The organism is Nocardia sp. NPDC051990 (genome assembly GCF_040680755.1).
Taxonomy (GTDB): Bacteria; Actinomycetota; Actinomycetes; order Mycobacteriales; family Mycobacteriaceae; genus Nocardia.
Map to the genome: position 1 here is coordinate 46320 of NZ_JBFAXH010000008.1, position 15045 is coordinate 61364.

15 protein-coding genes are annotated in these 15045 nt (G+C 65.7%); 8 read left to right on the forward strand and 7 right to left on the reverse strand.

Going from position 1 to position 15045, the window contains the following annotated elements:
• Positions 1–9: 9 nt before the first annotated feature.
• Positions 10–570 (forward strand): XRE family transcriptional regulator, encoded by a 561-nt coding sequence (locus tag AB0L63_RS17125; protein ID WP_364501207.1) that lies wholly within the window; start codon positions 10–12, stop codon positions 568–570.
• 134 nt (positions 571–704) lie between these two features.
• Here AB0L63_RS17125 and AB0L63_RS17130 read toward each other — a convergent pair whose 3' ends face one another.
• Positions 705–1412 carry an HNH endonuclease gene (locus tag AB0L63_RS17130; RefSeq protein ID WP_364501856.1) on the reverse strand — a complete coding sequence of 236 codons (708 nt, stop codon included), beginning with the start codon at positions 1410–1412 and terminating at the stop codon, positions 705–707.
• A 190-nt stretch (positions 1413–1602) separates the two neighbouring features.
• Between AB0L63_RS17130 and AB0L63_RS17135 the strand changes: the two genes are divergently transcribed.
• The 4 genes from AB0L63_RS17135 to AB0L63_RS17150 all read left to right on the forward strand — a co-directional run bounded on the left by AB0L63_RS17135 (position 1603) and on the right by AB0L63_RS17150 (position 4613).
• A complete protein-coding gene (locus AB0L63_RS17135; protein WP_364501210.1) occupies positions 1603–2007 on the forward strand; it encodes a globin in 405 nt (134 codons plus the stop codon).
• 162 nt (positions 2008–2169) lie between these two features.
• A complete protein-coding gene (locus AB0L63_RS17140) occupies positions 2170–3744 on the forward strand; it encodes a glycoside hydrolase family 13 protein (protein WP_364501858.1) in 1575 nt (524 codons plus the stop codon).
• A 139-nt stretch (positions 3745–3883) separates the two neighbouring features.
• Positions 3884–4162 carry a hypothetical protein gene (locus tag AB0L63_RS17145; RefSeq protein ID WP_364501213.1) on the forward strand — a complete coding sequence of 93 codons (279 nt, stop codon included), beginning with the start codon at positions 3884–3886 and terminating at the stop codon, positions 4160–4162.
• On the forward strand, positions 4149–4613 hold the full coding sequence (locus tag AB0L63_RS17150) for a DUF5130 domain-containing protein (RefSeq protein ID WP_364501216.1): 465 nt from the start codon (positions 4149–4151) through the stop codon (positions 4611–4613). The genes AB0L63_RS17145 and AB0L63_RS17150 overlap by 14 nt, the downstream gene beginning before the upstream one ends.
• Before the next feature lie 54 nt (positions 4614–4667).
• Here the strand turns inward: AB0L63_RS17150 and pepN are convergent, their stop codons facing one another.
• Positions 4668–7250 carry an aminopeptidase N gene (pepN, locus tag AB0L63_RS17155; RefSeq protein WP_364501219.1) on the reverse strand — a complete coding sequence of 861 codons (2583 nt, stop codon included), beginning with the start codon at positions 7248–7250 and terminating at the stop codon, positions 4668–4670.
• 137 nt (positions 7251–7387) lie between these two features.
• On the opposite strand from pepN, the gene AB0L63_RS17160 reads away from it, so the two are divergent.
• Complete coding sequence (locus AB0L63_RS17160; protein WP_364501223.1) at positions 7388–8224, forward strand: phosphoribosylaminoimidazolesuccinocarboxamide synthase; 837 nt, start codon at positions 7388–7390, stop codon at positions 8222–8224.
• Between the two features lie 429 nt (positions 8225–8653).
• On the opposite strand, the gene AB0L63_RS17165 is transcribed toward AB0L63_RS17160, so the two are convergent.
• The 4 genes from AB0L63_RS17165 to AB0L63_RS17180 form a co-directional block, all read right to left on the reverse strand.
• The gene (locus tag AB0L63_RS17165) at positions 8654–9130 is read right to left on the reverse strand and encodes an NUDIX domain-containing protein (protein ID WP_364501226.1); all 477 of its coding nucleotides are present in this window, start codon (positions 9128–9130) and stop codon (positions 8654–8656) included.
• 292 nt (positions 9131–9422) lie between these two features.
• Positions 9423–10640, reverse strand: a complete 1218-nt coding sequence (locus AB0L63_RS17170) for a DUF6596 domain-containing protein (RefSeq protein WP_364501229.1) — start codon at positions 10638–10640, stop codon at positions 9423–9425.
• A gap of 6 nt (positions 10641–10646) precedes the next feature.
• Entirely contained in the window at positions 10647–11048 is a 402-nt protein-coding gene (locus tag AB0L63_RS17175; RefSeq protein WP_364501232.1) for a YciI family protein, read from the reverse strand.
• Positions 11049–11145: 97 nt separating this feature from the next.
• On the reverse strand, positions 11146–12369 hold the full coding sequence (locus AB0L63_RS17180; RefSeq protein ID WP_364501235.1) for an FAD-dependent oxidoreductase: 1224 nt from the start codon (positions 12367–12369) through the stop codon (positions 11146–11148).
• 161 nt (positions 12370–12530) lie between these two features.
• Between AB0L63_RS17180 and AB0L63_RS17185 the strand changes: the two genes are divergently transcribed.
• Entirely contained in the window at positions 12531–13193 is a 663-nt protein-coding gene (locus AB0L63_RS17185) for a DsbA family protein (RefSeq protein ID WP_364501238.1), read from the forward strand.
• Positions 13194–13201: 8 nt separating this feature from the next.
• Here the strand turns inward: AB0L63_RS17185 and AB0L63_RS17190 are convergent, their stop codons facing one another.
• Positions 13202–14344, reverse strand: a complete 1143-nt coding sequence (locus AB0L63_RS17190) for a M48 family metalloprotease (protein WP_364501242.1) — start codon at positions 14342–14344, stop codon at positions 13202–13204.
• A 164-nt stretch (positions 14345–14508) separates the two neighbouring features.
• On the opposite strand from AB0L63_RS17190, the gene AB0L63_RS17195 reads away from it, so the two are divergent.
• A complete protein-coding gene (locus tag AB0L63_RS17195; protein WP_364501244.1) occupies positions 14509–14982 on the forward strand; it encodes a ribose-5-phosphate isomerase in 474 nt (157 codons plus the stop codon).
• The last annotated feature ends 63 nt before the right edge of the window (positions 14983–15045 follow it).

Here is a 15045-nt window from a genome sequence, read left to right on the forward strand (position 1 = left end):
GGAGCGCGCATGGACCAGGATTCGACGACGCCGCAGGCACTGATCGCCGCTGCGCTGCGCCGGGAGCGTACGCGCGCCAGGCTGTCGCTCACCGAGGTCGCCAACCGTGCGGGCATCGCGAAATCCACACTGTCCCAACTGGAATCGGGTACCGGCAATCCGAGCCTGGAGACCATGTGGGCGCTGTGCGTTGCCCTGGATATGCCCTTATCGCGGCTGCTCGACCCGCCGCGCCCGACCGTTCAGGTGATTCGCGCGGGGAAGGGCCCGGTATTGGCCGCCGCGGAATCCGACTACCGCGCCACCCTGCTGGCGGCCGGACCGGCCAATACGCGTCGTGACTTCTTCCGGATCACCGCCGAACCCGGCCACGCCCGCCGATCCGACCCGCACAGTCCAGGTGTGATCGAGCATGTACTGCTGGCCAGCGGTCGCGCCCTCATCGGCCCGATCGACGCACCCGTCGAACTCGGACCCGGCGACTACATCGCCCACCCGGGCGATGCTCCCCACGTCTTCGAAGCCCTGGCTCCCAACACCTCGGCGGCTTTCGTCATCGAGTACCCCTAGTCGGAAATCGTCGGCCGCGGACGTGGCCGGTGCGACGTGCATTGATCGACCCCGTGGATTCGAACGCGGTGACCGACAACAGGTGCGGCGAATGAAAGTGAGTCCCGGCCCGACGGAACCGATCTGGTCGGGAGCTAGGCGGCACCCTCGCCGAGATACTGCAACCACACCGGATCCAGCTCCGTGGTGGTCGACAACAGCCGCCAATGCGGACCCTTCGGCGAGATCAGCGGCGAACGCAACGTCCACCCCAGCTCGCTGAGCAGTTTGTCCGCTTTGCGGTGGTTACACGGGGCGCAACTCGCGACGCAGTTCTCCCAGGAATGCTCGCCGCCGCGACTGCGCGGGATGACGTGATCGATGGTCTCCGCCTTACCGCCGCAATACCCGCAGCGGTAGCGGTCGCGATGCATGAGGGCGGCCCGGGTCATCGGGACGCGCGCCCGATAGGGCACATGAACGTAGCTGCGCAGCCGGATGACCGACGGAATCGTGACGGCGGATTCGGCGGAATGCACCACCGAGCCCTGCGGGTCGTGGTGAACGGTATCGGCTTTATCGCAGATCAGGAGCACCACGGCGCGGCGTGCGGACAGCGCGGTCAGCGGCTCGTAGGTGGCATTGAGAAGCAGCACCCGGCGCTTCAACCAATTGGCGGTCTCGTTCTGGACCGGCGTGAGGTGCGAATTGTGGTGAGCGGGCTCATCGGTGCGATGGGCGCCCGGATAGTAGTCGGACAAGATGTGCAGCGGAGTAGCCCCCGACCCACGATTGTGGACGTCGGCGGGCTGGAGTTGTCGGTGCGTCCTGGCCTCACGTGATCGGCCGTGCCGCTGCTTCATAAGTGACCCCGGTTTCTTCGTCATCAAGATCATGTGGTATCTCGGCAGAGACTGCCACCCAGTTGACCATGGAACGCCCGCCATTGCACGGTGATTTCGCACAATGTCGGGTGAACTGTGGTTGAAGGGCCGCCCGTTCGTAACGCGGGCACAATGGACGGCGGCAGATTGGCCCGATCGAGAGGATCCGATGAGTTCCGGCGAGCAAACAGCCACGTCGTTCTACGAGGCGATCGGCGGGGCGGAAACGTTCCAACGGATCGTCGCGACGTTTTATCGCGAGGTGGCAGCCGATGAGGTGCTGCGCCCGCTGTACCCGGAGCAGGACCTCGGACCGGCGGAGCGGCGCCTGCGCATGTTCCTCGAGCAGTACTGGGGCGGTCCGCGCACCTACTCCGAAGAACGGGGACACCCGCGGCTCCGGATGCGGCATATGCCATTCGAAATCGGTTCGGTGGAGCGCGACGCCTGGCTGCGCTGCATGCGCATCGGCGTGGCGGAGATCGAACCGGCGATTCTGGACGATGAGCATCGCAAGGCGTTGCTCGACTATCTGGAGATGGCGGCAAATTCGCTGATGAATGTGGCTCGGTGAGGTATTTCCCGCTGGTTCCGGGTCAGCGACAAGGTTTCGACTCGAGGCGTGCAACGCTGAATATTTGCCAGATATCGATGAATATCGCTGAGCCTGGGCGAATTCACCGAAATCTTTGGCACTATTGCGGATGTGACTGATACACCTGTCGTGCCGGCGTCGGTGGATCGCACCGCCCAACCTTGGTGGCGGTCGGCCGTGTTCTACCAGGTCTATCCGAGATCCTTCGCGGACTCCGACGGTGACGGGATCGGCGACCTCGGTGGCGTTCGGGAGAAGCTCGGCTATCTCGAACTACTCGGGGTCGACGCGCTCTGGATCTGTCCGGTGATGCGTTCGCCGATGGCCGACGGAGGCTACGATGTCGCCGATCCGCGCGATATCGACGCGCTGTTCGGCGGCATGGCGGCAATGGTCGAGCTGATCGCCGAGGCGCACGACCGCAATCTCAAGGTCACCATGGACCTGGTGCCGAATCACACCAGTGACCAGCATCCGTGGTTCACCGCGGCGCTGGCCGCCGCACCCGGTAGCCGCGAACGCGAGCGTTACATCTTCCGCGACGGCCGCGGACCCGACGGCGCCAAGCCGCCCAATAACTGGCCGAGCATCTTCGGCGGACCCGCTTGGACCCGCATCGCCGAGCCCGACGGCACACCCGGTCAGTGGTACCTGCACATCTTCGCGCCGGAACAACCCGATCTGAACTGGCAGAATCCCGAGGTCGCCGCCGATTTCGAGCAGACGCTGCGGTTCTGGCTCGACCGCGGTGTCGACGGCTTCCGCCTCGACGTCGCGCACGGCATGGCCAAACCGGACGGCCTGCCCGATATGGAACGGGTCGAGACCAAGATGCTCGTGCACGACGACAGCGATCCGCGCTTCAACAATCCCCATGTGCACGAGATCCACCGCCGCATCCGCAAGGTGCTCGACGAGTATCCGAACGCGGTGTCGATCGGTGAGGTATGGGTCGACGACAACACCCGCTTCGGCGAGTACGTCCGACCGGACGAACTGCACCTGGCCTTCAATTTCCGCCTCGCCGAGACCGAATTCGCCGCCGATACCGTGCGGGCCGCCATCGATAATTCGCTCGCGGCCGTCGCGCCGGTGGGCGCCTCGCCCACCTGGACCCTGTCCAACCATGACATCGAGCGCGAGGTCACCCGCTACGGTGGCGGCTCCGTCGGGGTGGCGCGGGCCCGCGCGATGATCATGGTGGAGTTGGCGCTGCCCGGTGCGGTCTTCATCTACAACGGCGCCGAACTCGGACTGCCGAATGTGAATGATCTGCCCGAGGCGGTACTGCGGGATCCGGTCTGGGAACGCTCCGGACATACCGAGCGCGGCCGCGACGGCTGTCGGGTGCCGATTCCGTGGGAGGGTGCGGCGCCGCCGTTCGGCTTCACCACGGCCGCGCGATCCTGGCTGCCGATACCGCCGGAGTGGGTGTCATCCTCGGTCGAGGCGCAGTTGGAGGAGTTGAGCTCCACGCTGTCGCTGTACCGCTTGGCAATCGAATTACGCAGTGTCCGACCGGAATTCGCGGGTCCGCGGATCGAGTGGTACGGCAGTCCGGCGGGTTGCCTCGCCTTCCGGCGCACCGGTGGACTGGTCTGCGTACTGAACGCCTCGCCCGCGCCGATCTCGCTGCCGCCCGGTGACCTACTGCTGGTCAGCGCACCGCCGGTGAACGGACAGTTGCCCGCGAATGCCGCCGCCTGGCTGGTGTGACCGGACAACACGAGTTCGACCAGAGCGCGAACTACTACACACGATCGTCTACCGTTAGGTTCGTGAGTGAGCGAAGCGAGCGAACCATGTGCCAGCGCGCGATGCGCATGACGGAGCCGAGCGTCAGCGAGGCGCAGTCGTGAGCATTCTCGAGACAGTGCTGATCTTCCTCGGCATTCCGCTGGTGATCTACGGCGCGATCGCCGGATTGTCGTTTCTCGGCAAGCCACTGCCCGGCGAGAAGCCGGTCCACTTCGACCTCGGTCAGAAGTGGACTCAGCCTGCCGTGCTGTGGAGTGCCACCGACGAGGTGACCGGATCGGGTCACCACACCGCTGAGTCGTCGCATGGGCACCATGCGGCAATCGAATCCACCGAGGTGGAGCTGATCGGAGGCCGGGCAAGTGGCAAGTTCTAATTGGCCCGCGGTAGTCGAATCCGAACTGCCGCACGGTTCGGTGGTCACCAGCAGCGGCCGGGTCTCCGGCGTACATGAGGCCGGTGCGGTATTCAAGGAAGCCCCGTTCAGCGATGACGAGCGGCTCACCATGGACAACGTGCTCACCGAGGCGACCCGTGCGACCAAGGTGCGCTTCAACATCTACATCGGCGATCTCGGCGCGGATCCGGCCGCCGGTGCGGACGCGGTCTTCCCCGCGACCCCCGAGGCAGCGCGTTCGGTGCTCATCGCGGTTTCGCCCAATGACAAGGCCATCGAGGTGCGCTCCGGCCACGAGGTCGCCGATCGCGTCAATGACCGCGTCTGCCAGCTCGGCGTCACCGCCGCACTGAGCTCGTTCCGGCAGGGCCAGCTCATCGACGGTCTGGTCTCCGCGGTTCGGGTGATGGCCGCGGCCATCGGTCGCTGACCGTTGCGCCTGCGGCGCGTTCACCTCGGTTGAGGTGAACGCGCCGTTTGTATTTCAGTCCTGGGCGTCGAAGGCGCGGGCGCGCAGCGAGCGTTCGATGCCCGCCTTGCCTTCGATCACCAGGCGGCGCAGGGCCGGCGGATGGTCATCGGCAAGGAATTTGTCCGCCGTCGCGACGGCTTCCTCGCTGATAGCCCACGCCGGGTAGAGCCCGACGACCACGGTCTGCGCGACTTCGCTGGAGCGGCGCTCCCAGACGGCGGGAATCTCGGCGAAGTAGCGCTCCACGTAGGGCGTCAGCAGCTCACCCTGGCCGTTGGGCGCGAAGCCGCCGACGATCGAGCGGGCGGTGATATTCGGGACCGAATCGTCGGTCATCACCGTCGTCCAGGCCTGCTCCTTCACCTCGGCGATCGGACGGGCCGTCGCCGCGGCCGCGGCGTGCCGCTTACCCGCCGCGGTCGGATCGTTGGACAACTCCGTATCGATCATGGGAGTGTCGATCCCGTCGGCGTCGATCTCACCGGCGGCGGCGAGTGCGGTGACGAGCCGCCAGCGCAGATCGGTATCGACGATCAGCCCAGGGAGACCGACCTTCGCCGGATCGCCGTCGAGCAGTTCGCGCAGCACCTCGGTATGCCAGGCCGACAGCTTGGCACCGGTCAGTGCGTTGACGAAGGCGAGTTGGTGGTCCGAACCCGCCTCGGCCTCGCGGGCGAGTTCCAGCAGCCGGTTGGCGTATTCGGGCCAGCCGGCGGTGGTGGTCCATTCCGGATCGGCGTAGCTGCCGATCGCGGTGTTGGCCTGCATCAGGAGTCGTTGCACCACACCGATTTCGGATTCGGCGCCGATGCCGCGCTGGACCAGGGCGACGAAATCGCGGGCCCGGAATTCGGCCTGCCTGGTCATCTCCCATGCGGCCGACCAGGCCAGTGTGCGGGGGAGCGGTTCGGCGATATCGGCGATGCGGTTCACCAGCACGTCGAGCGAATCGGCATCGAGGCGCACCGAGCAGTAGGTGAGGTCGTCATCGTTGATCAGCACGAATTTGCCGCGCGGGACGCCGACCAGTTCGGGGACGGCGGTGCGGTCGGCGGCATCGAGATCGAGCTCTACGCGCTTGGTGCGCACCAGCTTTCCGTCCTGGTCGTCGTAGACGCCGACGGCGAGGCGGTGGACACGACGTTCGCCGGCACCCGGCGTGGCGCCCTCCTGCACCACCGCGAACGAGGTGAATTTGCCTTCGGCGTCGACCTCGAAATCCGGCCGCAGGATATTCAAACCGGTGGTCTTGAGCCATTGGGCGCCCCAGCTGGACAGATCACGGCCCGAGGACTGTTCCAGCGCCGACAGCAGATCGTCGAAAGTGGCATTGCCGTAGGCGTGTTCGGTGAAGTATGCGCGCAGACCCGCGAGGAACGGCTCCAGACCGACATACGCGACGAGCTGCTTGAGCACGGAAGCGCCCTTGGCATAGGTGATTCCGTCGAAGTTGACCTCCACCGCATGCAGGTCCGGGATGTCCGCCGCGATGGGATGGGTGGACGGCAGCTGGTCCTGCCGGTAGGCCCAGGACTTCTCCACATTCGCGAAAGTGGTCCAGGCACTTGCATATTCGGTCGCCTCGGACTGGCACAGCACCGAGGCGAAGGTCGCGAACGACTCGTTCAACCACAGGTCGTCCCACCACTTCATGGTGACAAGATCGCCGAACCACATATGGGCCATCTCGTGCAGGACGGTCTCGGCGCGCCGCTCGTAGGACGCCCGGGTCACCTTGGACCGAAAGACGTAGTCCTCCAGGAACGTAACGGCGCCCGCGTTCTCCATCGCGCCCGCATTGAACTCCGGGACGAACAGCTGGTCGTACTTGCCGAAGGCGTACGGAACACCGAAGTTCTTGTGGTAGAAGCCGAATCCCTGCTTGGTCTCGGTGAAGAGGCGCTCGGCGTCCATATGTTCGGCGAGTGAGGCACGGCAGTAGATGCCGAGCGGGATGGTGCCGTGATGGTCGGTGTAGGCGTCGGTCCATTCCGCGTACGGGCCCGCGATGAGCGCGACCAGATAGGTGCTCATCCTCGGGGTGGTGCTGAACAGGTGCTTGCCGGGGTCGGCGAGGAGCGTATCGACCACGGCGGCGTTGGAAATGACCTTCCAGTTCGGCGCGGCGGTGACGCTGATATCGAAGGTGGCCTTGAGATCCGGCTGATCGAAGCAGGCGAACATGCGCTTGGCATCGGCGGTTTCGAACTGCGAGTACAGGTAGACCTCGTAATCGGTGGGGTCGACGAAGCGGTGCAGGCCTTCACCGGTGTTGGAGTATTCGCAATCGGCCTCGACGACGAGTTCGTTGCGCTCGGCCAGACCGGTGAGGGTAATGCCCTTGGCTTCGTCGTAGTCGGCGATGTCGATCGGCGTGCCGTTGAGCACGGCGGAGCGGACCCCGCGGGCGACGATATCGATGTACGTGCTCGCGCCCGCGGTCGCGGTGAAAGTGACCGTGCTGCGGGAGAAGAAGGTCTGCTCGCCCGGCTGCGCCGCCCCGTCGGTCAGGTCGAGCTCGATGCGATAGTTCTCGACCTGCACTGTCGAGGCCCGTTCGATCGCCTGGTCGCGTGTCAGATTCGGTGCGGACATGGGACTCCTTCGTGGTTCGAAGAACGTGCGCGGGCGGCCCCCGGCGGGCACAACACTCACCACAATGCCACCTCGGTAAGGTTGCCCGCGCGGGACTTTTTCCCATAAACCCTATCGACCAGGATCGGAGCTGCGACGTGAAGCATGTCCACGCCGGAAAGGTGCGCGACCTCTATGAGGACGGCGACACCCTGCTGCTCGTGGCGTCGGACCGGGTATCGGTCTACGACGTGGTGCTGCCGACACCGATCCCGGATAAGGGCGCACTGCTGACCCAGCTGTCGAACTGGTGGTTCGAATACTTCACCGAGGTGCCCAACCATGTGGTCTCCGCGACCGATGTGCCCGCGGAGTTCGCCGGTCGCGGCATCCGGGTCAAGCCGCTGAAGATGGTGCAGGTCGAATGCATCGCGCGCGGCTATCTGACCGGATCCGGGCTGAGGGAATACGAGCAGACCGGGACGGTTTCCGGCATTGCGCTGCCGCCGGGTCTGCGCGATGGGGACAAACTGCCCGAGCCGATCTTCACCCCCAGCAGTAAGGCCGCCGAGGGCCACGACGAGCCCATCACCTTCGCCGATGTGGTGCATCAGGAGGGCCGCGAGGTCGCCGAGCAGTTGCGTGACCTGACGCTGCGGATCTACTCCCGCGGTGCCGCGCACGCCGCCGAACACGGTGTCATCGTCGCCGACACCAAGGTCGAATTCGGTTGGGACGATGACATTCTCACCCTCGGCGACGAGGTACTGACCTCCGACTCCTCCCGCTTCTGGCCCGCCGCCGAATGGGAACCCGGGCGTCCCCAGCGTTCCTTCGACAAGCAGTTCGTCCGAGACTGGTCCACCTCCACCGGCTGGAACAAGGAGTACCCGGGGCCGGAGATCCCCGCTGAGATTGTCGATGCCACGCGCCAGAAGTACATGGAGGCGTATGAGCTGATTACCGGGCAGACCTGGGGTGGTGTGCCGCGCTGACGTCGGGCATGCCGCTCTGACCGGCAGGATGTTGGCCGGCATGCTCCGCTGACTATCGGAAGTTGGGCGGCACATCGCGATGATCGTCGAGCTGAGGTGGTGTCCTGTGTTGCCCAGCAGCGTTGACGTTGGTGCCGTGCTTGCGCTGACCGCTGGAGGATTTTGGGTGCATGCATTGCCGACCTTCGGCGCGGGCGGGGCGGCAGACTACGTGATCGGCGGGGTGCCGTTCTGGTCGCGTGCCGTGCCGAGTGGCAGCGTGACCCGGAGCCGCATAATCGCTGGCCGCCGAGCAGCCCGCCGAGGACCGGGCAACCTTTGTGTCGGGTGCCCGGTTCCCGCGTGGTGCGCCCGGTTCCCAAGTGTGCGGAGTGCTCACCATCGGCCGGAGGGCCGGTAACAGGCAGAGTGTTCGGTGTATAGCGCCGGTCAGGCGAGGTGTTCGGCGAGTCGGTCGAGATAGGGGCGTTGGCCGGTGCCGAGTTTTTCGCGGGCGATAGGCAGGTCGAACCACGCGGCGCGGTCGATTTCCGGGAAGGTGGCGAGGCGGCCGGATTTGGGCGGCCATTCCATGTCGAAGGTGCCGGGGACAACTGTGCAGGGATCCAGATCGCCCTCGACGGCCCAGACGGTGAGGTTCTTGGTGGATTTGCCACTGCCATAGCGGACCTCGCCCAACGGCACCCGCTCGCCCTCGGGCACCGGCAGCCCGAGCTCCTCGACGAATTCCCGCGCCGCGGCCGCCTCCGCGCTTTCGTGCTCCGGCTGGTACTCACCCTTCGGAATCGACCAGGCCCCCGCATCCTTGCGCGCCCAAAACGGCCCACCCATATGCCCGATCAGCACCTCGACCGCACCGGAGCTCCGGCGGAACAACAGAATCCCAGCACTGAATTTGCCTGCCACACCAAGCAGTCTGCCGCCTGCCGCCAGCGCGCGCACGAGACACACGGATCCAGCGAGGGGTGGATCTGTCTCGATGCACGCCGCCGACCAGTCACAATATCTGCGCTTCAACCGGACATCCACCACGAATGCCCAAGGCGCACAGCCAGTCTGGGCTGCGTACCAGCTCGCTCACTGCGTCGCAGCACCGATCTCTCACCCGGATCGCGCATCCCCGCGCCAATCGGGAATGGGCCCTGCACCGCGCGGAGTCGGCTCAACAGCTTGGCTTCCCATGGGTGCCTCCGCTGGTTCAGGGGTGGTGGCGGAGGTGGGCGGCGCGCAGGGTCAGGTAGTTGCGTTCGGGGGTGCTGGTGGTGTGGTTGGCGGCGGAGGTGTAGTAGGCGATGGCTGTGGGGAAATCGCCTGCCATTTCGTGTAAATGGCCGCGGACGGCGTCGAGGCGGTGGTTGCCTGCCAGTTGGTCTTCGAGGGTGTCGGCGAGTTCCAGTCCGGCGACGGGGCCGTGGACCATGGCGGTGGCGACGGCGCGGTTCAGGGTGACCATAGGATTCTTCGAGATGCGCTCGATTATGTTGTACAGAGCCAGGATTCGGTGCCAGTCGGTGTCTTCGGCGCGCAGCGCCTTCGCGTGTAGAACGGCGATTGCGGCCTGGATTTGGTAGGGGCCGGCCAGGCCCGAGGCGAGGGTGCTGGTTGTCAATGTGATGCCCTCGGTGATCAGGTCGCGGTCCCATAGTGCGCGGTTCTGTTCGGCGAGAGGTATCAGTTCACCGTGGGTTCCGGTGCGGGCGGTTCGCCGGGAGTCGGTGAGCAGCATGAGTGCCAGCAGGCCGGTGACCTCGGTGTCGTCGGGGAGTAGCCGGTGGATCGACCTGATCAGGCGGATTGCTTCGTTGGAGAGGTCGGGTCGCTGGAGGTCTGGGCCTGTGGTGGTGGTGTGGCCCTCGTTGAAGATCAGGTACAGCACATGTAGCACGGCACTGAGTCGCTCGTGCCATTCCACGTCACCGGGTCGGGCGAATGGGCGGTCCAGGGTGGCCAGCTTCTTCTTCGCGCGCGTAATTCGTTGCGCCATGGTCGTTTCCGGCAGCAGGAAGGCATTGGCGATCTCCGCGGTGCCGAGACCGCCAACGGCGCGCAGTGTCAGGGCGATGGCGCTCGCGGATGAGAGTGCCGGATGGCAGCAGAGGAAGAACATGGCGAGAGTGTCGTCGCGGTCGAAGGTCTCCGCGTCGGGTATGTCGCGTTCGAAAACCGTTGTCTCCCTGCGTCGCCGAGCCACGTCAGCGCGCACCGCATCGGCCATCCGTCGTTGTGCGACCTGGATCAGCCAGCCACGTGGATTATCCGGCAAGCCATCGGCGGGCCACTGGGTGGCCGCTGCCAGCATCGCCTCTTGGAGCGCATCCTCGGCGGTGTCGAAATCGCCGAATCGGCGGACCAACGTGCCGAGGACCTGTGGTGCGAGTTCGCGCAACAGGTCCTCGATCGGCACTGGTCGGTTCATCGCCAACTATTGCTCGGTCGCCGGGGCGCCCATCACCGCGCGTACCTCGATGTATTCACCGATCGGCGCGCCACCGGGTCCGGGGCCCGCCGAGGCCTGTGCGGCGATCTCCAGCGCACGCTCCGGACTTTCCACATCGACAATCCAGTATCCGGCCAGGAACTCCTTGGTCTCCGGGAACGGCCCATCGGTGATCACCGGCGCGGCGCGCCCGTCCGAGCTGACGAGCCGTGCCTCATCCGGGCCCGCCAGGCCCTGCGCGTCTACCAGCTCACCGGACTTGGCCAGTTCCGCGCCGAGGGCCCGTTGGAAGTCCATATGCGCTTTGATCTCCTCCGGCGTCCACTCGGTGATCGGGACGTCGCAGTTGGCGGCGGGGCCGTAGGTCTTCAGCAGCATGTATTTCATATCGGGTCTCCTAGCCTGCGGTGCGCCTCTGCGGCGCGCTCGCGATGAGGTCGGAACCGGCACCGCCGATTCGACGCATACTCGATCATGGCCTGCGTCACAGTGGCGCGGAGGTGTCGGCGAGCAGTTCTGGATCGACCTGTTGGCCGATCAGCTCCTTGATCCGGTCAGTGACATCCCAGATGTTCACGTTCATGCCCGCCAAGACCCGGTTATCGGTATCGAGCCAGAATGCGACGAACTCGCGCGCGGCCACGTCACCGCGGACTACCACTCGCGCGTACTCACCGGGCGCGGCGAACCCGGTGTACTCCATGCCCAGGTCGTATTGGTCGGTGAAGAAGTAGGGCAGGCGGTCGTAGGAGGCCGATTTGCCGAGCATGGTCTGCGCCGCGACGGCGGGCTGGTTGAGCGCATTTGCCCAGTGCTCCACCCGAATTCGACGCCCGAGCCGTGGATGCTGTTCGTTGGCGATATCGCCGACCGCAACGATATTCGGGTCGCTGGTGGTCAGGCTCGCGTCGACGAGTACGCCACCGTCGATCGCCAACCCCGCGTCCGCGGCCAGTTCGATATTCGGCCGGGCGCCGATCGCGACGAGGACCGCATCGCCCTCGATAACGGTGCCGTCGGCGAGCCGGACACCGGTCGCCAGATCCGTCTCCACGTGATGGGTGGTGATCGCCTCGACCCGCGCGCGGAATCGCAGATCCACGCCGTGGTCGCGGTGCAGATCCGCGAAGACCCGACCCATCTCGGGTCCGAGTGCCGCCAACAGCGGCAGTTCGGCCGATTCGACAATGGTGACCTCGACCTGGGCGGCGCGTGCGGCCGAGGCGACCTCCAGCCCGATCCAACCCGCCCCGATGATGACCAGCCGCCGGGCCGAGCCGAACAGCTCGATCAGGCTGTCGGAATCGCCGATGGTGCGCAGCGTGTACACCCCGCGCGCGTCCATGCCCGGAATCGGCAGGCGGCGCGGTGTCGAGCCGGTGGCGAGTGCGAGCTTGTCGTAGCCGAGCGTCGAACCATCCGGCAGCGTCACAGTTTTCGCGCTCGGATCGATCGCGCCGACCTCGGTGCCGAGCCGGACATCGATGTGGTGATCGCGGTACCACTGGCCCGGATCGACGGTGAATTCCTCGAGCGATTTCTTCCCGGCCAGATGTTCCTTGGACAGCGGTGGTCGCTCATAGGGTAGGTAGTCCTCGGCGCTGATCAGCGTCACGGTTCCGGCGAAATCGTTGTCGCGCAGTGCTTCCGCCAGTTTGGCCGCGGCCAGCCCGCCGCCGACGATGACGAAACACTGATCAGAGGTCATAACGGACTCCTTTTCGGAGGGAACCGGACGCCTGCGTGTCAACCCTACTGGGACCCGGGGCCGCCTTTCGGAGAATCGGCGTGCGGTCCGGGAACGAATCGTGCGCCCGCGTGGTTGGCCACCAATAGTGGCGCGGTGAATCCGCGCGATACGAGCGTGCGATGGAAAGGAACAGGTCTGTGAGCGAGACGACCACCAAGAACGTTGCCGATTTCTGGTTCGACCCGCTATGCCCTTGGTGTTGGATCACCTCCCGCTGGATCCTCGAGGTCGAGCAGGTCCGCGATATCGAGGCCCGTTTCCACGTGATGAGCCTGTCGGTGCTGAACGAGGGCAAGGAGGGGCTGCCCCCGCAGTACGAGGAACTGCTCGCCACCGGCTGGGGTCCGGTTCGGGTCGCCATCGCCGCCGCGCAGGAGCACGGTGACAAGGTGCTCTCCCCGCTCTACACCGCGATGGGCACCCGCATCCACAACCGGCGCGAGGAGTACGAGCGCGACTCCCGTAAGGAATCCCTCGCCGCGGTGATCGCGGATTCGCTCGCCGAGGTCGGCCTGCCCGCCGAACTCGCCGCGGCCGCCGAGAGCACCGAATTCGACGAGGCGCTGCGCAAGAGCCATAACGCGGGCATGGACAAGGTCGGTCCGGATGTCGGCACCCCGACCATCCATATCAACGGCACGGCCTTCTTTGGTCCGGTGCTGTCGCGGATACCGCGCGGCGAGGAGGCCGGGAAACTGTGGGACGCGGCGGTCACGCTGGCCGACTACCCGCACTTCTTCGAATTGAAGCGGACCAGGACCGAGGACCCGGCCTTCGACTGACCGCGGAGCTACGGCACGGGTTTCGGCGGCAACGCCGGAACCTCGCCGTAGCTGCTCGGGTACCGACCGGCCGGCAGCGCACCGGCCGGTCGGGTCGGCCGCAAGAACAGCCTGCCGTGCCTGCTGCGATCGCGCAGTGCCCACATCCGCCAGGTCAACACCGGATGTGTGGACATGGCGTTGGTGATCCAGATGAAAAAGCCCTTTTCGACCGCGGCCCGATCAGCCATTTCGTCGAAGCCGACCAGTTTGTTCAAGTATTTGCCCGCGGCGAGGGTGCCCATGGCGCTCGATGCCCCGACATGTCGGTTGCAGTAGCCGTGATTGTCGGCGGTGTACTCCTGGGACCGGATCAGCGAGCTACCGATGATCGGCAGTGACGGCGCAACGAACATGCCGAGCTGACGCCAGTACGAGGTGTGCCCGGCCGCGATATGTCCGACTTCGTGACCGATGATGAAGGCGAGGGCATCGGGTTCGCGTGCGGCGCCGCCGATTTCGAACAGATCGCTGTACACCGCGACAAAGCGCCGGAACCCGTGACCGGAGGCGAAGGCGTTGATCTGGCCGTTGCCGAGCACTACGTAGGCGTCTGGCACCTTGGCCAGCCCGAATCGGGCGGCCGCCTCGACCACCAGTTGATAGCCCTCCGGAAACTGGGTCGGCGACATTTTGACGCCGTTGACCCGCATGGTCGCGTAGTTCATACCGCGTAGGAACCAGACCACGATCGGCGCGAAGACCAAGATGATCACGTAGATACTCGGCTGCTTCTGCCCCAGGACGAGATCGATGCACACCGCCAGCGCGATCAGCATCGCGAACATGGTGATCACACAGACGACGACCAGCAGTGGAATTTCCCACGGGTGCCGCGCGGGCATGCCGAATGGTGACAGTCCGCGCGGCTGTCGCTGCGGGGGCGTACCGGGCGGGACCGGAGTAACTCCGTATTCATAGGGCGTTGGTCCGTACTGGGGTGTGGGGATTCCGGGATACGGCGCTGCGGGGTACTGGGGCGACGACGGGTACCCGGGTGGTTCATTCGGTGTGGCGGTCGCGTCCTGAGCCTGCGCCCATCCGCCCAGCGCGGGATAGGGATCGGCGGGTCCGCCCGCCTGTTGGGGCGGCTGAGAGTCGTGCGGCTGCATGCGAAGAACTCTATTCATTTACCGGGGACGAGGTTCGGGTGCCGTTGGCGTGATTGCACACCGCGCTGGCACATCTGTCGATTCGCCGCGGCGGCTAACAGTGTTAATGGTGGCTGCGCGGCCCTCTCGCGGCACCGCGAAACACGCCTGACACAATCGCAGCCATGCGCGTATATCTGGGTGCCGACCATGCCGGTTTCGAACTGAAGAATCACGTCAAGGCCCATCTGGAGCAGGCGGGCCACGAGGTCGTCGACTGCGGCGCCCTCGAATACGACGCACTCGACGACTACCCCGCCTTTTGCATCGAGGCGGCCCGCCGTACCGTCGCCGATCCGGGCAGCCTCGGGCTGGTCTTCGGCGGCAGCGGCAACGGTGAGCAGATCGCCGCGAACAAGGTGCCCGGCGCCCGCTGCGCCCTGGCCTGGAGCGTGGAGACCGCCCAACTGGCCCGCGAGCACAACAATGCCCAGCTGATCGGCATCGGCGGCCGCATGCACTCCACCGAAGAGGCGCTGGCGATCGTGGATGCGTTCGTCTCGACCACATGGTCCGAGGAGCCGCGCCACCAGCGCCGCATCGACATCCTGGCCGAGTACGAGAAGACCGGTGTGCCCCCGGCTGTTCCGGCCTACTGACGCACACCATTGGCGAAATCCGCTGTCTTGCAAGCCAAGGCGAGACAGCGGACCGGAGAGGAC